At 68.5% G+C, this 22,891-nt stretch carries 20 protein-coding genes and 1 tRNA gene; 6 read left to right on the forward strand and 15 right to left on the reverse strand.

Annotated features, from left to right (window positions below):
• Nucleotides 1–66: 66 nt before the first annotated feature.
• The 5 genes from IPG50_04480 to IPG50_04500 form a co-directional block, all read right to left on the reverse strand.
• On the reverse strand, nt 67–435 hold the full coding sequence (locus IPG50_04480) for a response regulator (GenBank protein MBK6691446.1): 369 nt from the start codon (nt 433–435) through the stop codon (nt 67–69).
• 405 nt (nt 436–840) lie between these two features.
• A tRNA-Lys gene (locus tag IPG50_04485) sits at nt 841–913 on the reverse strand.
• Nucleotides 914–1,045: 132 nt separating this feature from the next.
• The gene (locus IPG50_04490; GenBank protein ID MBK6691447.1) at nt 1,046–1,414 is read right to left on the reverse strand and encodes a type IV pilin protein; all 369 of its coding nucleotides are present in this window, start codon (nt 1,412–1,414) and stop codon (nt 1,046–1,048) included.
• A gap of 57 nt (nt 1,415–1,471) precedes the next feature.
• Complete coding sequence (locus IPG50_04495) at nt 1,472–2,155, reverse strand: SMI1/KNR4 family protein (GenBank protein MBK6691448.1); 684 nt, start codon at nt 2,153–2,155, stop codon at nt 1,472–1,474.
• Nucleotides 2,156–2,236: 81 nt separating this feature from the next.
• A complete protein-coding gene (locus IPG50_04500; protein ID MBK6691449.1) occupies nt 2,237–3,034 on the reverse strand; it encodes a hypothetical protein in 798 nt (265 codons plus the stop codon).
• Between the two features lie 217 nt (nt 3,035–3,251).
• Between IPG50_04500 and IPG50_04505 the strand changes: the two genes are divergently transcribed.
• A complete protein-coding gene (locus IPG50_04505; protein MBK6691450.1) occupies nt 3,252–3,731 on the forward strand; it encodes a hypothetical protein in 480 nt (159 codons plus the stop codon).
• Nucleotides 3,732–3,764: 33 nt separating this feature from the next.
• Here IPG50_04505 and IPG50_04510 read toward each other — a convergent pair whose 3' ends face one another.
• The 4 genes from IPG50_04510 to IPG50_04525 all read right to left on the reverse strand — a co-directional run bounded on the left by IPG50_04510 (nt 3,765) and on the right by IPG50_04525 (nt 10,450).
• A complete protein-coding gene (locus IPG50_04510; GenBank protein ID MBK6691451.1) occupies nt 3,765–4,664 on the reverse strand; it encodes a hypothetical protein in 900 nt (299 codons plus the stop codon).
• 100 nt (nt 4,665–4,764) lie between these two features.
• Nucleotides 4,765–7,866, reverse strand: a complete 3,102-nt coding sequence (locus IPG50_04515) for an efflux RND transporter permease subunit (protein MBK6691452.1) — start codon at nt 7,864–7,866, stop codon at nt 4,765–4,767.
• On the reverse strand, nt 7,863–9,125 hold the full coding sequence (locus IPG50_04520) for an efflux RND transporter periplasmic adaptor subunit (GenBank protein MBK6691453.1): 1,263 nt from the start codon (nt 9,123–9,125) through the stop codon (nt 7,863–7,865). Before IPG50_04520 ends, IPG50_04515 begins: the two co-directional genes overlap by 4 nt.
• Nucleotides 9,122–10,450, reverse strand: coding sequence for a TolC family protein (locus tag IPG50_04525; protein MBK6691454.1), 1,329 nt, complete (start codon nt 10,448–10,450; stop codon nt 9,122–9,124). The genes IPG50_04520 and IPG50_04525 overlap by 4 nt, the downstream gene beginning before the upstream one ends.
• Before the next feature lie 129 nt (nt 10,451–10,579).
• On the opposite strand from IPG50_04525, the gene IPG50_04530 reads away from it, so the two are divergent.
• Complete coding sequence (locus IPG50_04530) at nt 10,580–11,413, forward strand: hypothetical protein (GenBank protein ID MBK6691455.1); 834 nt, start codon at nt 10,580–10,582, stop codon at nt 11,411–11,413.
• Between the two features lie 48 nt (nt 11,414–11,461).
• Here the strand turns inward: IPG50_04530 and IPG50_04535 are convergent, their stop codons facing one another.
• Nucleotides 11,462–12,496: a hypothetical protein gene (locus IPG50_04535; protein ID MBK6691456.1), complete on the reverse strand. Its 1,035-nt coding sequence runs from the start codon at nt 12,494–12,496 to the stop codon at nt 11,462–11,464.
• A 73-nt stretch (nt 12,497–12,569) separates the two neighbouring features.
• The gene (locus IPG50_04540) at nt 12,570–13,283 is read right to left on the reverse strand and encodes a TetR/AcrR family transcriptional regulator (GenBank protein ID MBK6691457.1); all 714 of its coding nucleotides are present in this window, start codon (nt 13,281–13,283) and stop codon (nt 12,570–12,572) included.
• 16 nt (nt 13,284–13,299) lie between these two features.
• Here IPG50_04540 and IPG50_04545 point away from each other — a divergent pair, with 16 nt between their 5' ends.
• A complete protein-coding gene (locus IPG50_04545) occupies nt 13,300–13,830 on the forward strand; it encodes a sterol desaturase family protein (GenBank protein MBK6691458.1) in 531 nt (176 codons plus the stop codon).
• A gap of 39 nt (nt 13,831–13,869) precedes the next feature.
• Here the strand turns inward: IPG50_04545 and IPG50_04550 are convergent, their stop codons facing one another.
• Nucleotides 13,870–15,306, reverse strand: a complete 1,437-nt coding sequence (locus IPG50_04550; protein MBK6691459.1) for a serine/threonine protein kinase — start codon at nt 15,304–15,306, stop codon at nt 13,870–13,872.
• A gap of 60 nt (nt 15,307–15,366) precedes the next feature.
• Nucleotides 15,367–15,990 (reverse strand): PEGA domain-containing protein, encoded by a 624-nt coding sequence (locus IPG50_04555; protein MBK6691460.1) that lies wholly within the window; start codon nt 15,988–15,990, stop codon nt 15,367–15,369.
• Between the two features lie 879 nt (nt 15,991–16,869).
• Here IPG50_04555 and IPG50_04560 point away from each other — a divergent pair.
• Nucleotides 16,870–18,432 carry an amidohydrolase family protein gene (locus tag IPG50_04560; GenBank protein ID MBK6691461.1) on the forward strand — a complete coding sequence of 521 codons (1,563 nt, stop codon included), beginning with the start codon at nt 16,870–16,872 and terminating at the stop codon, nt 18,430–18,432.
• Nucleotides 18,433–18,459: 27 nt separating this feature from the next.
• Here IPG50_04560 and IPG50_04565 read toward each other — a convergent pair whose 3' ends face one another.
• On the reverse strand, nt 18,460–20,121 hold the full coding sequence (locus tag IPG50_04565; GenBank protein MBK6691462.1) for a hypothetical protein: 1,662 nt from the start codon (nt 20,119–20,121) through the stop codon (nt 18,460–18,462).
• 306 nt (nt 20,122–20,427) lie between these two features.
• Here IPG50_04565 and IPG50_04570 point away from each other — a divergent pair, with 306 nt between their 5' ends.
• Both IPG50_04570 and IPG50_04575 read left to right on the forward strand, forming a co-directional pair.
• Nucleotides 20,428–21,351, forward strand: coding sequence for a M28 family peptidase (locus IPG50_04570; GenBank protein ID MBK6691463.1), 924 nt, complete (start codon nt 20,428–20,430; stop codon nt 21,349–21,351).
• 86 nt (nt 21,352–21,437) lie between these two features.
• Nucleotides 21,438–22,220 (forward strand): hypothetical protein, encoded by a 783-nt coding sequence (locus IPG50_04575; GenBank protein MBK6691464.1) that lies wholly within the window; start codon nt 21,438–21,440, stop codon nt 22,218–22,220.
• On the opposite strand, the gene kdpC is transcribed toward IPG50_04575, so the two are convergent.
• Nucleotides 22,212–22,868 carry a potassium-transporting ATPase subunit KdpC gene (kdpC, locus tag IPG50_04580; GenBank protein MBK6691465.1) on the reverse strand — a complete coding sequence of 219 codons (657 nt, stop codon included), beginning with the start codon at nt 22,866–22,868 and terminating at the stop codon, nt 22,212–22,214. The genes IPG50_04575 and kdpC overlap by 9 nt on opposite strands.
• Nucleotides 22,869–22,891 lie beyond the last annotated feature (23 nt).

Genomic DNA, 22,891 nt, shown 5'->3' on the forward strand with positions numbered 1-22,891 from the left:
CGCGAGCGATGCCCAAATCAAACGAGGGTCTGAACCAGATCGTGCGGTCCCTGTGGGAGCGCAACGTCATCCCTCCCGATCGTACTCGCGCACGGCTTCATCGAGCGCCGCTAGGAGCTCCGCCGTCGACGCCGGCTTGTAGATGGCGCGAAAGAGTCCAACGGTCGCCCCGGATTCCTCCACGGTGTCCTTGATACCAGGCGTACCGGTAAACAAGATGCGCACAGTCCGCGGTGCGATGCGCGCCACGGCCCGCAACATCGTGAGCCCGTCCATCCCCGGCATCTGGAAGTCCGCGATGATGGCCACGAACGGGCCCTCATGCGCGACGCACGCCAGCCCTTCGAAGGCGTCCGCCGCCGTGCAAATCTCGTAGTGGCGCCCCAGGCTTCGCGAGAGGCCGAGCCGAATGCCATCTTCGTCGTCCAGCAGCACCCGGCGCTTGGATTCACTGCCCTTCTCCCCGGAGTTCAGAGCAGGCGACGACCAGCATCAGAGGGAGAGTCGTGGCCGGCGGGCGGGAGAGCGTGGGAACCTCCGGGGACAGCGAGCTGCGAAGATCGCACCACGCGCGCGCGCCTCTGATCTCATGGCCTTGCACGAGGCTGGTGCGTCACGGGGCGTGGTCGGCCCGCCTCCGAGACGGCCGCCGCGTCACCGGCGACGCACCCGCCTAGGGCGAGCAAGAGGCGGCGACTACGGCGGCATGATGGGCGTGCACTCCGCGTGGGCCGACCGGGACTCGTAACTTCAAGCGCTCAAGGCCCGGCATTGCCGGGCCTTGCGGTGCGCGGAAGTCTAGCCGGGTCGGCGCACGAGCTCCTGCGAAGCAGGAGCGAGTGGGCCGACCGGGACTCGAACCCGGGACCTACGGATTAAAAGTCCGCAGCTCTACCGACTGAGCTATCGGCCCGATAGCGAGGCGCTTTCGATACTGTAGTTCGCGCGCCGAGTCACTGGTTTCCGACGCTCCGTCGGCCCAGGTCAGCGGCCGGCCGATCATGGGGGCAACGAGCGAAGCTGCCCCTTTTCGGCGCGCCCTGGCTCACGGTTTCGCTTCGCACTTGTCGACCTTCGCCGTCGGCTTCCCGCTTTGATCGATGGTCCACACGTCGCCGGCCGCCTGGTCCTTGCCGGTGGCGGTCGCGACGTAGCCTTTGTCGGAGGCGGACGCGATAGCAAGCTCGTAGTAGCGCGGCGGCACGGCGGGGGCCGCCAGGTCCTTGAGCGAGCCCGCGTACTTCTTGTTGGCCGCGTGGTAGCTACTCTGCGCGCTATGGAGCGACGCAAGGCCCGCCTTCGCTTCCGCTTGCCGCGCCCGGCACATGTACTGGTTGCTCGCGCCCTTGCAGCCGAGGCCCCCGAGCAAGACCGACGTCGCGAGACCCGCGCTCAGCCATGTCACGATCTTCATCAGCGCGTATGGGACCACGACGTTTCGGCGCGTGACTAATTTCCGAACACGGCCGCTCTACCCCCGCGCTTCGAAGCGGCGGTAGAGCGCTTCGAAGAAGCTCTCCTTCGGCGAGCCGAGCCACGGAACCGTCTTGTCTTTGCCGTAGGGCATTTCGCTAGCGGGCCAAGCCCCCGCCTCGACCTCGTCGACGAGGATCTCGAAGAGCGCTCCGAAGTCCGGCGCGGCCACGAAGTGCCGATCTTCGTTGCGGCCAAAGTTGATGATCTGACCGCTCGTACCTTGCGCCTCGGGGTCGAGGTCGAGGCCGATGTAGTCGGGGCGTGTTGGATCGGCCCAAAGCGGAATCCATCCGGGCGACGTGTAGAGCTCCTTGACCTTCCCTCGGGCTCCACGAAACACACGGCAACCGGCGTCGAGATCCGCCATCACGCTCTCCGAGGTTTGCGCACGCAGCTCGCTCCATTCGGTCCAGATGGCGGCGATGTCGTGCGTCGAGAGGAACGTCAACGTCGGCAGCGTGACGGACGCTTCGACGAGGCGATTCGAGAGCATGGCCTGCTTCTGACCGTTGTGGACCCTTAGCACCGACGTCACGTCGGCAGGCAACGCACACCCCAGCGTTCGCTCGAGGTCCGCAAGCTCGTCGCTCGTGGCCGGCGGTGCGAGGTTGGCGTGGCACAGCGGCGCCTCCACCTCTAGCCACGCTACGTATCGCGCGAAGACGCCGACGATGCTCATGCGCAATCCAATACGGGATCGCACCGGCGCTTGCCACCGGCGGTTTCCGGGTGAGGCCCGCGCCGCCGGCCGGTCGTCACCTCACGGCACGAGCAGATCGAGCTCCGCACGAAGGCCCGTGGGGCCGCCGGTGTTGACCACGTCGATCTCGACCGTGTTGACGCCGGTGACGAAGGGTCCGGTGAAGGTCAGCGTTTGAAACGCCGAGTAGCTCCCGGCCACGACGCCCGGTAGCGTTTGGCCGTTCACCTTCACAGAGCCCACTTGATTGTCGGCGGCGCAGCGAATGACGAGCGTCAGAGCCTGCGGCCCCGCATCGGCGGCGTCCGCGGTCCCGGCGTCACCGCTCGCATCCGGAGCACCGGCGTCGGCGAGACCCGCCTTCAGCGAGAACGTCGTCGTGTACGTGAACGTTCCGCCCGATGGCGCCGGGTCCACGGTGTCGATGAACGGAGAGATGAACTTGGACGTCGTGGTGGGCGGCATCCAGTACCCGACGTAGCCGAGCGCATCGGTCTGCACGTAGGCCGTGAGCGGGTTGCCGAGGCTGTCCTTCACGGTCCAGTGCGGGTCGACCTGCTGGTTCGCCAAAGTCGTACCGCTCGTGCCGAGACCCGTGGCGAAGGGGGCGATCGTCGTGGGCGGTGCCACGTCGGCCGCGGCGTCGGGAACGGTCACCGTCGCATCCGTCGCGGCGTCCGCAGCGCCGGCTTCGGCGGGTACCGCGGCCTCTACGGGGAGCGACGCGTCGCTGCCCGACGTCACTAGGCCCGCATCCGACTTGGTCCCCGGCGACGGGGTGGTGTCGTCGTCAGTGCACGCCGCGAGGACGGCGACGACAGAAATGGAGAGCCAAGTAAGGCGGTGCAACGTTCGCATACGCGCGACCCTAGTCGGATGGTCACGCATGGCAAGCGGGGCGTGGCCCGGAAGCTGATTCCTGAGCAAAATCCACGACAAATGTCCGCCAAGTGCGCAAGGTGCGAGATCGCACGCCCGAGAGCGACCGGCGCGCACAGCCCCTTCCTCATTTGCGTCTCCGCACAAACTTGTGCGTGCGTTGGGCGCCGAGTGCTTGTGGAATGCCGGGCGCAACATGTCCGATCTCGCCTACGCCGCTCACACCAACAACGCGATCTACTTCCTCGACGCCGACGGCATCTGCCAGGACGTGACCGCTACGAGCGCCGACGCGCCGCCGGCCGAACTCTTGCGCTGCATCGGCGCGCAGTTCGTGGCCGCCCTCGACGCGCGCGCCCAGGGAGGCCTCGCAGCCCTGCCGCGCGAGGGCGCGACCATGTTGTTCGTCGCCGCCGACGCGCACATGCGCTTCGCCCTCCTTCGCACGGCCGTCGTAACGCGGTTCCGCTCGCTCGCCGAGCCCGACAGCGCGGAGGACGTCGTCGTGCCCTTGACGGTGCCGAAGGCTCTGGCGCCGACGAAGAAGGACGCGGCTCCAGCCCTCGAGCTGACGATCACCTGGCCGAGCGCTGACGATCTCGCGCGCGCCTTTCCGCTCTCGCGCTACGGGATGGTGCCCGGTCAGGGCCGCGCCGCGGGCGCCCTGCTTCAGTAGCGGTCGCGACTTCCTGAGCGGCGCGCGCCCGCGCTACTTCACGAACTCTTGCAGCTTCGCGAAGACGTCGTCGATGTTGTCGACGTAGGTGCCGAGGCCGTTGCACGAGTAGAACGAGTCGTAGAACTTCTTGGTCCCCTGCCCCGGCGACGAGACCTCCATCCACATGAGAGGCTTGTCGGCGCCGCACGACGTGCCGGTGTAGATCGACACGCCGGAGAGCGTCGCGTCGACGTCGGCCGCCTCGACGGTCGAGAGCGTGCGCAGCCCGGACTTCATCGCGTAGGGCGTCACGTTGCTGTCGCAGATCTGCCAATCGAGCACGCGCGTAGCCCGATTGAACGTGAAGCGCGTCTCGCCGAGCTTGCACTTTGAGCCAGGCGGCGGCGTCGGCACAAAGCCGCCTCCTTCATTGACCGCCACGAGCTTGCTGGCGTTGCTCGGCCACACGGGTGGGCTCGATTGGACGTGGCACCAGATCGTCGCGCCGCACATCGACTGGGTGTAGTTGCAGTTGGGCGTCACGGACGGGCACGTGATGGGCCCTGTCACCTGCACGTCGCCGGGCTTGCACGACGGGTACGCGGCACAGGTGTCCGGGCCCGCTGCCGCGCAGTGGACGGTCGTGCCGCAGGCGCTGTTGGCGTAGCAGGTCGCCCCCGCGGGGCAGGCCGACGCGCTCGCGATGACGCGGTCGCCAGGCGTGCAGGCCGGCGCCATGGTGCAGGTGCCGCCGCCGCGCGGAACGCAGGAGCAGCTCCACTTGCCGTCGCGGCACTCGTCTCGGTTCACCTGCCCCACGTCGCAGGCGCCGCACGCGTTGGCACCGCAGGACGCCGTGTCGTTGGTCGCGAAGGGGTCGATGGCGACGCCACCGCACGCGGCGACGGAGAGGGCGACGAAGGCGACCAGAGAGAGAGCGGTCAAGCGCATGGGCCCCCTTCAGCACGCCTTGTGCCAGCGTGGCAGCGCCGCTTTTCAGGCGAAACCGCGGCTCCCGTGTGCCAAGTTGGCTCACCTCGGGGGCGGTCGATCAGGGATGCTTCTCCGCTTCCGAGCCTGCGGGGCCGGCGGGCGTGGCGGCGGTGGTTGCCTCTAACCCCATGGCCTTGGCGAGGCGCGTCTTCGCGCGATCCGTCACGACATAGAAGGCCGGCACGACGAGCAAGCTCAAGATCGTCGACACGAAGAGGCCGCCCAAGACGGCCGCGGCCATGGGGCTGCGCGTCTCGGTGCCTGGGCCGAGCCCCAAGAGCGGCGGCACGGCCGCCATCATCGTCGCGATGGTGGTCATCAAGATGGGCCGCAGGCGCAAGGGACCGGCGCGCTTCACCGCTTCGAAGGCGCCCAGGCCCTCGTGCTCTCGCAGCTGGTTGGCGTACTCGACGAGCAGAATCGAGTTCTTCTTCACGATGCCCATCAAGAGCAGAAGGCCGATCATGCTGAAGAGGTTGAGCGACTTGCCTGACAGCAAGAGGCCGCCCACGGCGCCGGCCACCGCGAGCGGCATGATCGTGAGCACCGTCACGGGATGCAAAAACGAGTTGAACTGGCTCGCCAGCACCATGTACGCGACGCCGACACCAACAAGCAGCGCAAACCATAGGCCGCTCGTCGTCTCTTCGAGCTGCGACGCTTGGCCGCCGGCGACCACGCGGTAGCCGAGCGGCAGATCCTTGGCGAGCGCGTAGACCTTGGCCATGGCCTCCGCCTGCGAGTGCCCCGCCGCGACGTTGGCTGTGATGCCGATGGCGCGCTCGCGGTCGAGGCGACTGATGGTCTGCAAGACCGGCGTCTCCTCTTGCGTCACGAGCATCGACAGCGGGACGAGCTGGCCGCCTTGGGCGCGCACGCGAATCTGCGAGAGATCTTCGGGCCGGGACCGCTGCGTCGCCAGGAGCCGCATGCGAATGTCGACCCGTCGCCCGTCGGTGGAGAACTTGCCGATGACGTTGCCCCCCACGAGGGCGCTAACGGTCGTGCCGAGATCGGCGACGGAGGCCCCGAGGTCGCTCACGCGGCGCCGATCGGGCGTCACCTGAAGCTCCGGTGTCCCGACTTGGTAGTCGGTGTTTAGATCGGTCACCGCGCCGCTCGTTTCGAGAGCGCTCTTGATCTTCGTGGCGTGGAGGACGAGGTCGTCCCACGCAGGCCCGCGGACCGTGAAGTCGACGGGCGACGAGCGGCTCGAGCCGAAGCCTTGTTGCGACGGATCTTGAATCGACGCGCGGAGACCCGGGATCGACTGAAGCTCGCGGCGCAGCGTCCCGGCGAGCTGCATGGCCGTCATGGTCCGCTTGCCAGGCGGCACCAGCGTCAGCGCGATCTGCCCCGAAGAGCCGGAGAGCGTCACGAGCGTGCGCTCGATCTCGGGATGTTTCGCGAGGCGTGCCTCCGCGCGCTCGATGAGCGGCGCGGCCGCGAGAGGCGTCGTGCCAGCCTCCGTCTGCAACCGCACGTTGAGTCGACTCTGGTCTTGCGACGGCACAAACTCAGTAGGAATCTTCGTGGCGCCGAAGCCCGCGAGCACGAGGAGCAACGAGGCGCCGAAGAGGACCATCTTGGGGTGCGCGAGCGCGCCGCCGAGGACGCGCGCGTAGGCTCGCTCGAGGGCCGCAAACGCTCGATCGGCGGCGCGGCCCAAACGGCCCCGGTCTTCGCGCGACGCCCTCAAGATCTGCGCCGAGCGCGCCGGCGCGAGCGTGATGGCCTCCAGGTACGACAACATCACGGCGACGGAGAGCGTGACGCCGAACTGGAAGAAGAACTTCCCGATGACGCCCTTCATGAAGATGACCGGCAAGAAGATCGCGACGACGGCGAGCGTCGCGGCGAGCGCCGCGAAGGTGATCTCCTTGGTCCCTTCGGCGGCGGCGATGGCCCGAGGCTTCCCCATCTCGGCGTGACGGAAAATATTCTCCATGACCATGACGGCGTCGTCGACGACGAGGCCCACCGCCAAAGACAAGCCGAGCAGCGTGAAGGTGTTGAGCGTGAAGCCGAGAAAGTAGATCGCCGCCACGGTGCCGAGCAGCGACATCGGGATGGCGAGGACCACGTTGGCGGTGCTCGAGAGCGAGCCCAAGAAGAGCCAACACACGAGCGCCGTCAGGAGCACCGCCATGACGAGCTCGAGCTGGAGCTCGTGGACCGACTCCTCGATGAACACCGTCGAGTCGAAGAGGACCTCGACCTTCATCCCTTCCGGCAAAAGGGTCTGAATCTCGGCGACCCGTGCGCGGACCGCCGAGGCCACCGCCACGGCGTTGGTGCCTCGCTGCTTCAAGACCCCGAGCGCCTGAAGCGGAATGCCGTCAAGCCGGGCCAGCGAGTTCGCGTCCTCGAAGCCGTCTTCGACGAGGGCCACGTCTTCGAGCGTGACCGGCGCGCCCTTGGTGCGCCGCACGATGAGCTTCTTGAACGCGTCGAGATCGAGCGCCTCGCCCAAGAGGCGCACGTCGATCTGCCGAGCGCCCGTGTCGAGTTGGCCGCCGGGGACCTCCACGTGCTCCTTTCGAATGGCGTCGATGATGTCGCTGGGGACGACGCCCTTCTCCGAGAGACGGCTCGCGTCGAGCCAGATGCGCACGTTGCGGTTGAGCGCGCCGCTCAAGGTGATCTGCCCGACGCCAGCGACCGTTTGGAGCTTCTCCTGCACCTGGTACCGCGCCACGTCGGCGAGGACCTGGCGCGAGAACGGCCCCGTGACGCCGATCTGCAAGATGGGCTGATCATCGGGGTTCGACTTCGAGACGGTGACGGCCGGTACGTCTTTGGGCAGCTGGCGCTGCGCTTGTGCGACACGCGCCTGGATGTCTTGGAGCGCGAGGTCGACGTCGCGCGACATGTCGAAGGTCGCCGTGATGCGGGCGTTGCCGGCGCGCGCCTGCGAGCTGATCTGCTTGACGCCCTCGACTTGGGAAATCGCCTGCTCGATGGGCTCGACGATCTCGCGCTCCACGGCCGGCGGCGAGGCGCCTTGCCACGACACCGACACGGAGATGTTCGGGTAGTCGACGTCGGGAAACTGGCTGATGCCGATGCGCGTGAGGGCGATGATGCCGAAGAGCATCGTGCACGCCATCAACATCCACGCGAAGACGGGGTTGCGAATCGAGACGTCGGTGATGTTCACGGCGGAGAGCCCGCGCCTTCGGAAGCGCCGCGGCGCGCGCCGCCATCGCCCCGGCGACGACGACCGGCATCGGCCGCCTCCGCGCCGCCCGCGGCAGGCTCGTCGACGGGAGCGGCGCCGGCGTCGAGCGAGGTGAGCTTCGTCGCGCGGAGGCGCGCCCCTGGCGTGAGCGCGTCGGCGCCACGCACGACGATCCATTCGTCGCCGGTCAAGCCCGTCCGAACCTCGACTTGCCCGTCCTTTGAGCTCATGCCGAGCGTGACGTTGCGAAGCTCGGCGCTCTCACCGGACGCCACGTAGACCACGTAGCCCTTGTCGGTGGCGCGCGTCGCCTGCCGCGGAATGACCACGGCGTCGCGGGTGGCGCCCACGTCGACAGCGACGTCACAAAAGGAGCCAGGCCTCAGCCAATACTTGTGCCCTTCGTCCACGACCTGGGCGGTCACGCCGATCATGTGCGTCGTGGCGTCGGCGGCGCCGGAGACGAGCGTGATGTTTGCGGAGAAGGCCCGCTGCGTCTCGCGCATCGTGAAGATGGCCTTCATGCCCGGCTTGAGCCGCGGCGCTTCCATCGGCTCAACCTGGAACCGGAGGAGCATCGGCTCGGCCTGCAGCAGCGTCGCCAAGACCGTGCCCGGCTGAACGTATTGCCCCGTCTCGACGGTCCGCGTTTGGATGACGCCTTCGATGGGCGCCCGCACCGACGAGTCTCGCAGGTTGAGCTCGGCGAGCTTGAGGTTCTCCGCCGCGACCGCCGAATCGGCCTTCGCCGTCAGCGACTTGGTTCGGTAGCTCTCGAGCTCTTCGCCGGGAATGAGCCCCGGGTGCTTGTCGCTGGCGCCTTCGCGCCGCGCCACCATGGCCTCCACGTCCTTGAGCGCCGCGTGGGTCTTCTCGAGGGCCGCCTTGGAGCTGTTGACGGATCGCATGAAGCGCTCCGAGTCGATGGCGACCAGGACGCTCCCCTTCTTGACCTCCTGGCCCTCGGCGAAGGCCACGCGGTCAACGACGCCGGCCACGCGCGCGGTGACCTGCACGCGCTCGAAGGCCTCGATGGTGCCGGGCGCCGTCACGACGTAGTCGATCTTCCGCTTCTCAGCGCGCAGGAGGTCGACGGCGAAGACGAGGCCTCCGTCGCCACGAACGCCGCGACCGCGGCCCGCCGAAGCTTCCGTGGTCACCTCGGACTTCTTGCACGAGAGGGCGGCCGTCGGCGCAAGCGCCAAGACGACCGCGCAGGCTACCTGGGCTCGCTTCATCCTCCTGGCCTTCCTTCATCGCCGTCGTCGCCGCCGCCACCGTCAACCGGATCGAACCCCAGCGCAAAACGCAGCTCCAAGTAGGCTTGCTCCATCGACAGCTTCGCCGACGCCCGCGCGACCTCGGCGTCGAAGCGTTTGCCGTTGGCGTCGGTCAACTCGAGGGCGCGCGCGAGCCCTTGCCGATAGAGAATCTCCGTCTCCTCGGAGTTCTTCTGAGCCGCGACGACGGCCTCCTCGGCGACGCGGTAGAGTTCGCGCGACGTTCGCAGGGTGACGAGCGCCAAGGCCACGTCGGTCTCCACGGAGCGCCGGAGCAGCGTGTCGTCGAGGGCTTGCGACTGGGCCTGCGCCACGCGCGTCTTTCGGTCGGCATAACGCTGCCCCGCGTCGAAGATGTTCCAGACGAGGTTCAGCGTCGCCGTCTCCTCGTGAGCTCGTTCGGTGGGCAGCGGCTCCGGCAAGACGCGGACCTGCCCCTGCGCCGTGACCGCAGGAACGAGGCGGAGCATGGGCTCTTGGGCGGCCTTCTCGAGGGCGAGCGTGCGCTCACGAGAGGCGAGCACGTCGGCGCGACGCCCGAGGGCCGTCTTGACCTGGTTGGCCGGAGCCGCCTCGAAGCTCTCGGCGGCCTTCGTGGTTCGGTCGGGCGGCGAAAGGGGCGGCGCCACGGCGCGCCCCACGAGGAAGCCGAGCTGCACGTAGGCGCGGGCCACCGTCGCCTGCGCCGAGGTCACCTCACGCTGCGAGCTCGTCAGCTCCAGGCGCGCGCGCGTGGCGTCGTTGACGCTCGCGAGCTGCGCCGACGCACGGGCCTCCGCGTTGTCGAGGTTGGCGCGCGCGCGCTCCAGTCGACGCGACGCGGCCTCGAGGACGCGCTCCGACGTGAGCGCTTGCAAGAACGCACGCGCCGCGTCGAGGGCGAGCAGGCGCTTGTCTTGCTTCGCACCGTAACGTTCGGCCTCGAGCTGATGGCCCGCCTGCGAATAGAGCGGAAAGGAGCCGGCGCTCAGGATCGGTTGCGTGAGCGTGGCGGTCCCCGCCGTCGTGAGGATGCGACCGTTGCGGTCTTCCTCGGAGCGGAGCGTGGCGGCGCCAGCAGCCTGGAGTGTCGGCAAGAAGGCGCCCCGGGCGCGGTCCTTCTGTCCCTCCGCAACGTCGATGCGTAGAGGCGCGCGGCGCGCCCGCTCGTTGTTCTGGAGCGCCAGGCGGACCGCGTCCTCGAGACGGAGCGGTTCGGCCGCACGCGCGGCGCCGCAGCAGGTCGCCAAGGTGACCGCCAGAACAAGCGCCGAAACTCGACGGGGCCGGGACGAACGGAGCATGGGCCCCGCATGGTCGAGCTAGCTCAGCGGCCGCGCAAGCACGAAGCTGGGCGATGTGCGGCTTTTGGCCGCGCTTCCGCGGGTGTTCAGACCTTCCATGAGGGCGCCGTTCGCGCTAAGGGCGTGCTCATGGTTGCCTCCCGCGCTTGTCTCGCCCTCGGCGTCCTCTTGACCGCATGCCGCCGCGACGCGGGGCCGCCGGTGGCGGCAGCGCCGCCGCCCGATCTTCCCCTGCGCGCCGAGACGGAGTCGCACACCGCGGCGACCAACGGAGAGCGCTTCGGCGACGTGATGATGGGCGTCTCGCACGAAGAAGACGAGGCCACGGACTTCCACCTCCAGCTCGAGGCGGCGCACTGCTACTGGCTCGCCTACGCGGGCGATGCGCGCGTCGCGAAGTTCTCCCTCTACATCTGGGATCCGTCAGGCAAGCGACTCGACAGCGCGCGGGGCAAAAAGCCCCAGGGCCTGTTCACGCATTGCGCCACGCAAAGCGGCATCTACCGGCTGCAGGGCAAGGTGGCGGAGGGCAAAGGCCACTTCGCCATCGTCGCCTACCGAACGCGGGCCGCCGCGACCGCCAGCGCCGCGGCGCCGGAGGTGGCCAAGGTCGAGTCGCCGAAGGCCGACCTCGCCGCCATCATCGAAGCCCAAGCGGCAGCCGCGGCGCCGGGCGCCAAGCGCGTCGGCAACTACTTCGCGGGCTCCGCCGACAGCTCCGACTGGTTCACGGTCATGGAGCCAGGACACTGCTACTGGATCATCGGCGCCGGTGAACCCAAGAAGGTCAAGCGCCTCTACGTTTACCTCTGGGACCCGAAGAGCCATCGCATCACGGAGAACCGCAGCGAGTCCGACGTCGCGATGGTCGGCCACTGCGCCAAGGAACCTGGAATGTACAAGTTTCAGGTCAAGGTCGAGAGCGGCAAGGGCGACTACAAAGCGGGCGTCTTCGTGAAGTGATGCGGGCGTTCGCGGGCGGAGACTCGCGCGTCGAGCAGCGCGCGAGCGTCACGCGAACGACTTCATCCACTTTTTGAACGCCGCGCCGTAGCGCTTCTGCGCCTTCTTCACGATGGCGTCGGGCTTGGGAACGGTCTTGAGGCCGACATTCTCGGCGAGCCAGGTGCGATACGCGTCGTTCTCTGGACGCGGCTCGTGGTCCGGCGACTTGTAGTACGAGACGCCGTCCCAATCGACCATCGGCTCGACGTCGCCCGCCACGATCGCGAGGAGGCCTGCGAGGTTCTCGGCAACGACGTGCTCGCCGCCCTCGTCGCCAAAGACGACGACCGGCATCTCCTCCACGGTCTTGGCTGTGCCGTCGTTCCACGCGGCGTAGACGGAGCCCGTGCCGTTGGCGCCGGCGATGGGCAAGAGCGCTTCGAGGAACCTCTTCTCGTTCGCCTTGGAGGCGACAGGCTTGCCGTCCGGGGCGCAGGAGCCCTTGAACAATCCCTTGTCGTCTGTCGCGAGGGCGAAACATTCGGAGTACATCTCCGCGCCGACGTCGTTCTGAAACTGGACGAGCTTGGCGAGCACCGCGGGCAGGCCGTGCTTGCCGAAGTTCTTGGCGTACTTCTTTTCGTCGAGCATCGGGATGAGCGTCCCGTCCATCTCGATGCGGCGCCCTTTGGCGTCGAAGTTCTTCCACTTCGAGAGTCCCTTGCGGATGTACGTCTCCTCGACGCGGAAGACCTTCTTGTACTCGGGCCCGGAGATCGCGAGCTCCGTCGTGGGGTTCTTGGACTTTTGGTAGTGGATGACCTCGCCGGGCACCGGCTTGCCGTCGACGTGGACGCATTTGACCGAATAGGTGCCGTCGGGATGCAATCGCGTGAACGTCTCCTTCCGGCCGCCGTCCTCGAAGTGCGAGACGCAGCAGAGGTGGCCGGTCGTGCGCCACCAGTAGCGCCACTCGCCGACGGGCTTGCCCTTCTTGTCGAGCTTGCCGAGCTCCCATTGCTCGTCCGGAGCGTTGTACTTTGCGTCGGCAGGCACGCCCTTGGGCTTCTTGGGTTCGGGCGCCTTCTTGGTGGTCTTCACGGCTCGCATGATTCCCGGCGAGCGCCGTCGGCGCAACGCGCGGCTGGATCGCACCCACGTTAATTCATTCCCCTCAGCGCGGCCTTAGGCCCTCGAGCACGAGGCCCACCAACTCGGCGGCAGCCGCCGCCGGAGGTCCGAGCCGCTTTGGTCGCGTGAGCCCCTCGAACACGAGCTCCTCGACGGCGCCGACGACGGCGTGGCTGCTGACGAACGGCGACGCAGGCCGCAGGAGGCCATGGCGCTGCGCCGCCTCCGTAAGTCCGAGGGCGTGGCGGCGAACGTCGGTGGCGAGCAGCACCAGCGGCGCGCGCGCGCCGCGCTTGGCGCCGCGGGCCTCCTGCAAGTAGAGCCGGACGACGTCGGTGGCGGCGAGGATGATGACGGCGAGCTGCGCGGCGAGCGTCTCGTAGGCGTCGACGAGCGCCTCGCGGGTCTTTGCGGCAAGGAGCGCGCCCTCGCAGGTGGCAAAGGCGCCACGCAGTTGCGTCGCGACGGGTTTGACGACATGAGCGACCAACGATTCGAGGTCGTCGAAGTACCGGTAGAAGCTCCCCTTGGCCATGCCGGCGGCTAAGACGACTCCGTCGACGGTGACCGCGTCGAGGCCCTGCTCGAGAAACAGCGCGAGGCCCGCTCGCTCAAGAGACGCGACGCGCTCACGCCGGTTTTTGTCCCGCGCACCGCCCTCGGGGCCCGGCCGCTCCTTCGGCGGCGGACGCGAGTGAGCCCGGGCTGACCTTGACAGACCGGCGCCGCGAGGTACAAACAATGACTGTTTGGTCATCTTTTTGGAGGATGCCATGATTGGTTTCCCGCTGGGGATTCTGTACGCAAACGCTCTCGAGTGGGGCCTCCATCGCTTCGTGCTCCACGGTCTGGGGCGCTCGAAGCAGAGCACCTTCGCGTTTCACTGGCACGAGCACCACCGGACTTCGCGAAAACACGGCATGCGCGACGCCGCCTACGAAGCGCCGCTGAGCCTCGGCGCCGGCGTCGGCAACGCCCAGAACAAGGAGGCGCTGCTCCTCGTCGGCATGGGGCTCTTGCACGCCCCCTTGGCCTTCGTGGCCCCTTGGTTCGCGGCCGCGCTCGCCGTCTCGGGCGTCACCTACTACCACGTGCACAAGCGCTCCCATCTCGATGGCGCGTGGGCCAAAAGGCACCTCCGCTGGCACTTCGACCACCACATGGGTGGCGACCAAGACGCGAACTACTGCGTCACGTTTCCCTTGATGGACTACGTGATGGGCACGCGAAAGACCCACGTGCCCACCGCCGAGCGTGAGCCGCGCGAACCCGTGCACAAGACCGAGGCATCGGCACTGCGCTGAGCCGCGCCTGCCCTGCCCTGCCCTGCCCGCCTGGAGGCGCTACTGGATGGGCATGTCGAGCGGATTGGTCGTACGCGGCGGCCGGCGCGGCTCGATGGCGGCCGGCGGCGGACGGCGGCGCCCGCCTTCCTTGCCGCCCTCCTTGCCACCCGACGAGGCCGACGGACCGGGCGACGGCGACGGCACCGCGGTCTCCCCCGCGTCGGCCACAGCCGCGACGGGCGCGACGACGTCCGCGACCCGCGGCGCCGCGGGTCGCTCTCCTGGATTCGCGTCGACGACCGTCGTGGCCGACGGATGAAGATCAGCGGTGGCCGGGGCGATCGGCGCGACGCGCGCGTCGGCGGTAGGCGTATCGCGCGAGCCGCGGGGGCCCGGCAAGAGCAAGACCACCACGAGCGCGCCCGCGACGAGCGCGCCGGTGGCCGCCCCCGCCGCGAGGTAACGCGATTTGCGCGACAGCGTGGGACCGGAAGACTCGTTCGTCGTCGCCGAGATCGTCGAACCGCTCAGGCCTCGCGGCGCGGGACCCGAGCCGCCGAGGTCGGCCTTCGAGCCGCGGCCGAGGCTCGACTGCTCGTCGATGATCGGCGGGAGCGGCACGCCCACCGCCAGCGAGAAGGCGTCCGAGAGCTCCTTGGCCGACGAAAACCGGTGCTCCGGGAGCTTTGCGAGAGCCTTGGCCATCCAGGCGTCGATGCCCTCGCCCACGCCAGCGGGAAGGTCCGGCACGAGCGAGCTTGGCAGCGGGTGCGCCTTGCTGCCAATGGCATGAACGAGCTGCCCGATGACCTGCGCCTCGAAGGGCAGCTGACCGGTCAGCGCCTTGAAGGCCACCACCGCCACGGCCCAGAGGTCGGCGCGGTGATCGATGTCCTTGGAGCCCATCATCTGCTCCGGGCTCATGTAGTAGGGCGTGCCGATCATCGCGTTCGTCGCCGTTCCGCTGAAGGCCGAGCTGGTCTCGCCCTTGGCAACCCCGAAGTCGAGAATCTTGACGAGGATCTCCCCTTCGTTGTCGCAGAGGAAAATGTTCTCGGGCTTGATGTCGCGGTGAACGACCCCGTTCTTGTGCGCCTTGCCGAGCCCCTTCGCGAGCTGCGAGAGCCAGCGGGCAAACACCTGCGCGTCGATGCGCCCATCACGCTTGATGCGCTTGCCGAGGTCTTCGCCCTCGAGGTGCTCCATGGCGATGAACGGGATCCCCCCCGCCGTCGTGCCGTGGTCGAAGACCTGCACGACGTGGGGCCCCTTGGCTCGCGCCGCCAGCGCCGCCTCACGCTCGAAGCGCGCCATCAAGACGGAGTCGTCGAGGTAGTCGCCGGACAGGAACTTCACGACGACCTGAGTCTGCAGGACGAGGTGATCGGCGAGCCACACGCTGCCCATGGCGCCTCGGCCCAACGGCTTATCGAGACGAATGTTGGCTGTGACGAGCAGCCCCGGCTTGAGGGACGCGTCGTCGACGGCGCTCACGCGAGCCTCCGCGCGGTAGGGCGACGGCGACAGCGTTGGGCAGCGCGAGGTCGGTTCACGTCAGAACCTAACGCCCGAGGGAAGGACGACCGTTCCGAGCTTGCCCACGGGCACTTGTCCCGGCTCTTCCTTCGGCTTGAAGAGAAAATACCCGCCGACGACCGCGCCACCGACGACCGCCGCACCGCCGACGATCCACGGCCAGAGGGGCATCTTGGCTTCGTCTTCGAGGGAGATCTGCAGCGTCCGGGCCTCCTTCGCGGCCACGTCGACGGACGCCTCGTGGGTCTTCTTGCCGGTCGCGGAGACGCGGACCGTGTGAGGTCCCGCAGCGAGCGCTCCCTCCCAACGCCCCGTGCCAACCACGACACCATCGACGGCGATGGCGCCGGCGGCGTCGGTTTGGATGGCGAGGCGCGCCGCGTTGTCTTCACGGCGCAGCGTCACTTCGAGGGTGAGGTCGGTCTGACCGGGCGCCGAGACGTTGGCCGTGAACGGGACGAACCCTTCCTTCTCGACGCGCACCGCGTGGGGTCCGATGTCGATGGCGAGGTCTTGCGCGAGGGGCAACGTGCCGACGAGCTCGCCATCGACCGTGACGCGCGCGCCATCGGGTGCGTTGCGAAACGACAGAACGCTGTAAAATGCACGGAGCGCCTTCTGCGTTTCCACGGCGCTCGCCACGGCGTCAGCGGGAGGATGCCGGCGCCTTCCTTGAGGTAGCGGGCCACGAGCGTGGTGGCGCGCGCGTAGTGGCGCACGGACTTCTCACAGGCAGCCATGTTCCACAGGAGGCGGGCGTCCCGGGACAGCTCGTGCGCACGCGTGAACTGCGCGAGGGCGCCCGGCATGTCGCCGGCGGCGTAGGCTAGCTTCCCAGCGTCGTAGGCCACGCGAGCCGGGCCCGTCAGCGAAGTACCGAGCGGCTGAACCGGCTTCGCCGTCGTAGTGGGCTGGGCCCAGGCGACGCTCGCGGTCGACGGACCGGCCAGGAGCGCGGCGGCCATCAGCCACGGTCGGAAGTGCGATCGGGACACCGTCATGCTCCTTGGTATTTCTACCGGATCCTTCGAGAGTTGCCTATTCGCCGTGCGGGTGCGACCTAGGCACACGCCCCTGTAGCCGACCGTGCTCCGCCCCCATTGGACGACTGAGCGGGCCGGATGGTGTGCGGCGTCACCGAATCCACCCGTCGCGACCGCGACCGCGACCCGCGACCCCGACCCCGACCCCGACCCCGACCCCGACCCCGACCCCGACCACGACCACGACCCCGACGGCGACGGCGACGGCGACGGCGACGGCGACGGGCGGCCGGGCCGCGGGTGCCGGGCTCGCCAATTAGCATGCTAATTACCGAGACCGTCGGGGCCGGGCCCGGCCCGCCCCGCGGGCGCCAAGCTCGACAATTAGCATGCTAATTGTTGGGGGCCGTCGGGGCTCCCCCCGCCGTTTGCCGCCCCCCCCCCGCCGGCCGCCGGCCCGCGCGGCTGAGCTTCGCGTTCCGACCGACCGGACGACCGAGGGAACGCCACGGGCCCGCGGACCGGCTATCTTGGGCCCGTGCCCATCGCGCGACACATTCTTGGCGTTGCGTGGGCCGCCGCCGCTGCCGCGTTCTGGGCTGGCTGCGGCGACGGAGGCGGACCGGGCAGCACGTTGCCACCAACGACCGCGCTGCCGCCCATCGAGGACGCGGGCGTCCGCGAGACCGCGACGACCATCGCTTCGCGCGACGTCGTACTGCTGGTGGGCACGGTCCTCACGCCAGAAGGCCCCATCGACGGCGAGGTCCTCGTCGAAGGTCCGCGCATCACCTGCGTCGCGAAGGGCCAGGGGTGCCGCGGCCGCGACGTCGCCGGCCGCGCGTCGATCCTCGACACCGGCGGCGTCATCGCGCCAGGCCTCATCGACACGCACAACCACATCCTCTTCGACGTCTTCGACAACGACGATTGGCTGCCGGAGAAGGCGTACCAAAACCACGATCAATGGACGCTCGAGCCCCGCTACGGCGCGATGCTCGACGTCAAGCAGTGCCTCGCCAACGACTCGCAAGGCAAGCCCGCGTGGTGCGCACAAACGCCCTACGGGACGCGCGAGGGCAGCCTGCGTTGCGAGATGGACAAGTGGGGTGAGCTGAAAGGGCTCATCGCAGGCACAACGAGCATCGTCGGCCTTCCCGGCACGAGCGCCGCGTGTTTCGGCTCGCTGGCCCGCTCCGCCGACGTCGCCCAAAACGGGCTCGACGAAGATCGCGTGCAAACGTCGGCGACGTTTCCTCCGTCGAACGCCACCGGCGTTTGCCAAAACTTTCAAAACCAAACCTCGGAAGCTTTCCTCGTCCATTGCGGCGAGGGGCTCGACCAGAAGAGCAAGAACGAGTTCGCCACGCTCGGAGCGTCGTCGACGCCAGCGAACTGCCTCTACGCCGCGCAAACAACCATCACGCACGGCACGGCCTTCACGGCCACCGAGTTTCAGACCATGGCGCAAGTGGGCATGAAGCTGACGTGGTCGCCCGCGTCGAACATCGCGCTCTACGGCGACACCACGAACATTCCCTTGGCTCGCGAGTCCGGCGTGCTCGTCGCGCTCGGCCCCGACTGGTCGATGGGAGGGAGCCAAAACCTCTTGGACGAACTGCGCTTCGCGCGCGACTGGGACGCGGCCAAGTGGGGCGGCAAGCTCACATCGAGGGAGCTCGTCACGATGGCGACGGAGAACGGCGCCAAGGTCCTTGCCGTCGACGACAAGCTCGGCGCCATCAAGGAGGGACTCCTCGCCGATCTCGTGGTCTTCGCCGGCGGAGCCAAAGATCCGTACGACGCGGTCGTGACGGCGACGCCGAAGCAGGTTCGCCTCGTCATGGTGGGGGGCGTCGCGCTCTACGGCGATCAGGAGTTCAAGAGCCTCGGCCCCGAGAAGCCCGGCTGCGAGGACCTCGACATCTGCGGCAAGCCGAAGTTCTTGTGCGTCGCCACGACGGCCACGGCGGACAAGCTCGGACAGACCTTCGCGGAGATCAAAGACGCGCTCGAGAACGCGATGGTCGCCGCCGATGGCGCGACGCCGAACGACGGCTGGTCGTTCGCTCCCCTCGCGCCGCTCGTCAAGTGTCCCTAACGAACGAGGAGGCGCGCCCGCGACGCGTCACCGCAGCCGGCAAGCGACGCCGGGGCCGCTCACGGCGGTGCGGCGCGAGCCTTCTTCGGCCTTCGCCTGGTACTCGGCGATGAATTTCTCCGTCGCGCGGCTGTCGTCGACGATGTAGCCGAACTCGGCGAGGTTCGCGACGTAGGTGTTCTGCGAACCGAGGTAGAAGGCGCGGTCATCGACGATGATCGACTTCGCGTGGTTGGCGAACGTGTTGCCGTCGGGCCAGGTCTCGCCGGCGCCCATGCGAAGGTTCATGAGCTTGAGCTTCTCGCAGACGAGCGCCGTCGGCTCCTTTCCGCCGAGCACGTCGCGGCGCCCTTCGGCGACGCCGATGAACTTCTTGCCGACCTCTTCGAGCGACCAACCGTTGTCGTAGCTGTTGTAGATCGCCTGAATGGCGCCGACGTCGCCGGGAACAGATTTCGGGTTCGAGAGGACGATGCTGATCTCGACGCCGCGCGCCATGGCCGCGATCATCGCGACCATCTGCTCTTCCGGCCAGCCCGCAAACGAGAGCCCCGCGCGCTTGAGAGGTCCGATGTCTTGCTGCGACATGCGAATCGAGCGACGCGCCGACGCGAAGAGCGCCACGAGCGCTTGATCGCTCGCGTTGGCGCCCATCCCACCGAGGCGGCCCGCGGCAATGATGGGCGTGCCGCCGGCACCGTTGCCGGTGGGCCTCGTGAGCGGCGCGGGGCACCTTTGGGCCTGGGCCTGCGGCTGAGCGCGCATGACGACTTCTTTGGAGTCGATGGGGTTGCCCTTCCCGCAGGCATAACCCCAAAGCTCATCCAGGTAGCGTGACGCATCTCGAGCGGCGCGACCTTCCACGGCGATCCAGGTGTCGTGGACCGGATTCTTCCCGAGGTAGTGCTCATCCCACAGGTTCACTCCGCCAACCAAGCTGGCGCGCTGGTCGCGGACGATGATCTTCGAGTGGTTCCACGACGTCACGCCGTCGCGCACCGCCGCCACCGAGACGTCGATGCGTGAGCTCGCGGGGATGTCTCGCGTCACCGCGTCGTAGGTCTTCTGCGCGGAGACGAACGAGCCGGGGAAGTCCCCGAAGAGCATGCGAACGCGCGCCGGGTTCGCGCTCTCGCTCGCGTAGGTCACGGCGTTACGCACGGTCGCCTCAAAGCGTCCTTCGGGCGGCGTCAGGCTCGAGATGTCCACGCTCTCTTTGGCTTCCGTGATGGCAGACCAAACCTCGTCGAGGAGCGCGTCCGAGTGCCCCACGCACAGCGACTTCGGTTGCGCCGTGCGGTGGGCCACGGTGGCCTTGAGCGCGGCGCACTTGCCCGCGCCGCCGCAATCGGCGTCGGAGCTGCAGCGCTTCAGGAGGAAGTCGGGCTCGCAGCCCGGCTCCTTGGCCTTGCAGCGGGCCGCCACGATCACGTTCGCTTGACCCCAAGTATCCGCGAAGGGAATTTGCTTCACGAAGCCCGCCGGGAGGGTGTTGCCGAGCGACAGGTTCCAGGTCTTGCCCTCCTCGGCCGACTGCGTCGCTCGGAGCGCCTGGACGACGCTCTTGCCCACGTAGGAGAGCGTTCCGTCCGTGCTTGGTCCCTCGTCGGTCCCAAAGTCGTCGGGCGTCGCGGAGCACGCTGCGGCCGCGAGAAGCGCGGGCGCGAGCAGGATCCAGATGCGGGGCATATTCCCCAACGAGCAGCTTCCATGCCTTGTTGGTGCCTGCACGAAACGCCTCGGCGGAGCCGCGCCCAAGCGCCGCTCGGCGCTTTTGACCTCATGTCCCTAGACCCGTGCCCCGGTGCGGATCCACCAGTCCCATTCCGGCAGAGTCCCGGCAAAGACCCCGCTTCCCTCCGGAATCTGTCGTAGCGTCGGCCCGTGGCTCAACGGTCCGTGACTCGACCTTCGCGCGGACGGCGGATCGCATCGGTCGTCCTCGTCTCGCTCCTCCTCTTGGTCGGCGCTCCCCTCGCCGTCGTCTGGTTCCAGATGGTGCGGATGCCCGGTAGAAGCGCGGGGCGCTCGCTCTCGCCGCTCACCGACGCAGAGCGCGCCACCGCCGCTCGCTTGCGCGCGTTCGTGCAGGCGGGCTTTGCCAAAGAGCGAAACCTCGACCATCCCGTGGAGCTCACGGCCGCGGAGCGCTTCGTCGAGACCGAGCTTGCCAAGGCGGGGCTCAAGGCCTCGCTCGAGACCTTCGAGGTGAACGGCGTTCGCTGCGCCAACGTCGAGGCGGAGATCGCCGGCGCGGCGCGCGCCACTGAGATCGTGCTCGTGGGCGCTCACTACGATTCAGCAGAAGGCGCCCCCGGCGCCAACGACAACGGCTCCGGCGCCGCCGCGCTCCTTGAGCTCGCCGGTCGCATGGCGGGACGGCGCTTCGCGCGGACGCTCCGCTTCGTCGCGTTTACCAACGAGGAGCCGCCGCACTTTCGCAAGGCCGATCGCATGGGAAGTCGCGTGCATGCCGCACGCATGAAGGCGCGCGGCGAGCAGGTCGTCGCCATGTTGAGCCTCGAGACGATGGGCTACTTCTCGGACACTCGCGGCAGCCAGCAATACCCCTTCCCCTTCAGCCTCTATTACCCGAGCCAAGGCGACTTCATCGGCTTCGTGAGCAGCCTCGACGTCGCGCCGTTCGTGAGACGCTCGGTCGGCCTCTTCCGCGAGACCGCGACGATTCCCTCGGAGGGCGGCGCGTTGCCCGGGAAGCTCCCGGGCGTCGGCTGGTCCGATCACGAGTCGTTCACCTTGCTCGGGGTCCCGGCGCTAATGGTCACCGACACGGCGCCCTTCCGCTATCCGCACTACCACACGGCAGCCGACACCCCCGACAAGCTCGACTACGAGCGCCTCGCGCGCGTCGTCGTGGGCCTCGTGCACGTCGTCGAGGGCCTGGCCGACGGCCCCTGATCGCCTCACCGGCGGGCCGAGGGGCCGACGCGCCGGCGCCGCTCGATTCGCAGACCGCGCCGTGCCGATGGTATGGTCGTCGCCGCTTGAATCAGCGCCTTCGCCTGTGGCTCGGACCCGCCATCGTTGTCGTCCTCATGGCCGGGTACTTGGTCTACGCCAACGTCTACATGGTGCACGCCGTCGTCGGCGACGTGTGCGCGCCGAACGCGATGTGCCGCGGCCAGTGCCTCTTCATCGGCGGCGCGAGCGTGTGCACGAAGGCTTGCACAGCGCCCGGCGACTGCCCCGCTCCCACAACGTGCAGCGACGTCAATTGGATCACGGAGAAGGGCGCGCGCGAGGTGCGGAAGTTCTGCATCAAGCCGGTGGCACCTCCCCTCGTGAGCCTGGCCGACGCCGCCAATGTCGCCGACGCCGCCGACGCCGCCAGCAGCGCGGAGTGCACGCTCGCGACGCCGCTCGTGAGCGGCGTACCGGGGAGCCCCGGGCACCTCGTCCCATCCGAGCGCAATCCCAACGGCGCGAGCGAGCTCGCCTTGCTCATGCGTTCGATGCTCGAGGACACGGAAGCGGCGAAGACCGCCGTCGTGGACAATCGCGCCCTTCCGGCGCTTTGGAGTCGCCATCGCAAGATGCGCTGCGCCTGGCCCACCGAGCCGAGCGATCGCAACGCGGCGTTCGACGCTCGCGCCGCGGACTACCTCGCGCGCCTGCGAGAGCTGGAGACCGCGACCACCAGCCGACGCGACGCGTACAAGAAGGTCGTGGCGGCCTGCCGCGGCTGCCACGAGACCACCTGCTCGGGCGTCCTCGACACCATCGACAAGCTCAAGCTCGACGACGGAAAGGCGGGCGCGTCACCGTGACGGCAACGGCGCGGCCTTGTTCGGGCGCTCTTCGTCGAGCGTCATGTTGAGCGCGAGCACGTTCACGCGAACCTCGCCAAGAAGACCGAAGGTCCGCCCCTCCGTGTGCCTCGCCACGAGCGCGCGCACTTGCACTTCTGACAGGCCGCGCGCCATAGCGACGCGCCGCACTTGAAACTCGGCGGCCGCGGGGCTCACGTGGGGATCAAGCCCGCTCGCCGACGCCGTCACGAGATCGGCGGGGACCGCGCCGAGGGTCACACCAGGCTCGGCGGCCTTGAGCGCGTCGATGCGCGCCGCCGCCGCCTTCGTCAGCGCCTCGTTGCCAGGCGCGAGGTTCGAGCCCGACGATGCGCTCGCGTTGTAGGGCGACGGGGACGTTGCCGAGAGGCGCCCCCAAAAGTAACCAGGCCCCTCGAAGGGCTGACCGAGGAGCCGCGAGCCGCGCACCTTGCCGCCGGCCTCGACGAGACTGCCCTCCGCTTGCGCCGGAAAGACGACCTTCGCGAGCCCCGTCACGACGAGCGGGTAGACGACCCCCGTGAGGAGCGTCAAGACAGCGAGCATGAGGGCCGCTCGAAGGGCGACCGTGCCAAGACGGACCGGCGGTGGGGCATTCGCTGCGGGATGTGTGGAGGATGCGCGCATGGCTTGGTGACTCCGTTGGGGAA

It is taken from the genome of Myxococcales bacterium, assembly GCA_016703425.1.
In the GTDB taxonomy this organism is placed as follows: Bacteria; Myxococcota_A; Polyangia; order Polyangiales; family Polyangiaceae; genus JADJCA01.

Bases quoted from the DNA above. Each gene is read 5' to 3' on its own strand.
- IPG50_04510 (MBK6691451.1), bottom strand. From the start codon at position 4,664: ATGCGCTTGACCGCTCTCTCTCTGGTCGCCTTCGTCGCCCTCTCCGTC.
- IPG50_04565 (MBK6691462.1), bottom strand. From the start codon at position 20,121: ATGCCCCGCATCTGGATCCTGCTCGCGCCCGCGCTTCTCGCGGCCGCA.
- IPG50_04505 (MBK6691450.1), top strand. From the start codon at position 3,252: ATGTCCGATCTCGCCTACGCCGCTCACACCAACAACGCGATCTACTTC.
- IPG50_04530 (MBK6691455.1), top strand. From the start codon at position 10,580: ATGGTTGCCTCCCGCGCTTGTCTCGCCCTCGGCGTCCTCTTGACCGCA.
- IPG50_04540 (MBK6691457.1), bottom strand. From the start codon at position 13,283: ATGACCAAACAGTCATTGTTTGTACCTCGCGGCGCCGGTCTGTCAAGG.
- IPG50_04525 (MBK6691454.1), bottom strand. From the start codon at position 10,450: ATGCTCCGTTCGTCCCGGCCCCGTCGAGTTTCGGCGCTTGTTCTGGCG.
- IPG50_04490 (MBK6691447.1), bottom strand. From the start codon at position 1,414: ATGAAGATCGTGACATGGCTGAGCGCGGGTCTCGCGACGTCGGTCTTG.
- kdpC (MBK6691465.1), bottom strand. From the start codon at position 22,868: ATGCGCGCATCCTCCACACATCCCGCAGCGAATGCCCCACCGCCGGTC.
- IPG50_04500 (MBK6691449.1), bottom strand. From the start codon at position 3,034: ATGCGAACGTTGCACCGCCTTACTTGGCTCTCCATTTCTGTCGTCGCC.
- IPG50_04545 (MBK6691458.1), top strand. From the start codon at position 13,300: ATGATTGGTTTCCCGCTGGGGATTCTGTACGCAAACGCTCTCGAGTGG.
- IPG50_04570 (MBK6691463.1), top strand. From the start codon at position 20,428: ATGGTGCGGATGCCCGGTAGAAGCGCGGGGCGCTCGCTCTCGCCGCTC.
- IPG50_04495 (MBK6691448.1), bottom strand. From the start codon at position 2,155: ATGAGCATCGTCGGCGTCTTCGCGCGATACGTAGCGTGGCTAGAGGTG.
- IPG50_04520 (MBK6691453.1), bottom strand. From the start codon at position 9,125: ATGAAGCGAGCCCAGGTAGCCTGCGCGGTCGTCTTGGCGCTTGCGCCG.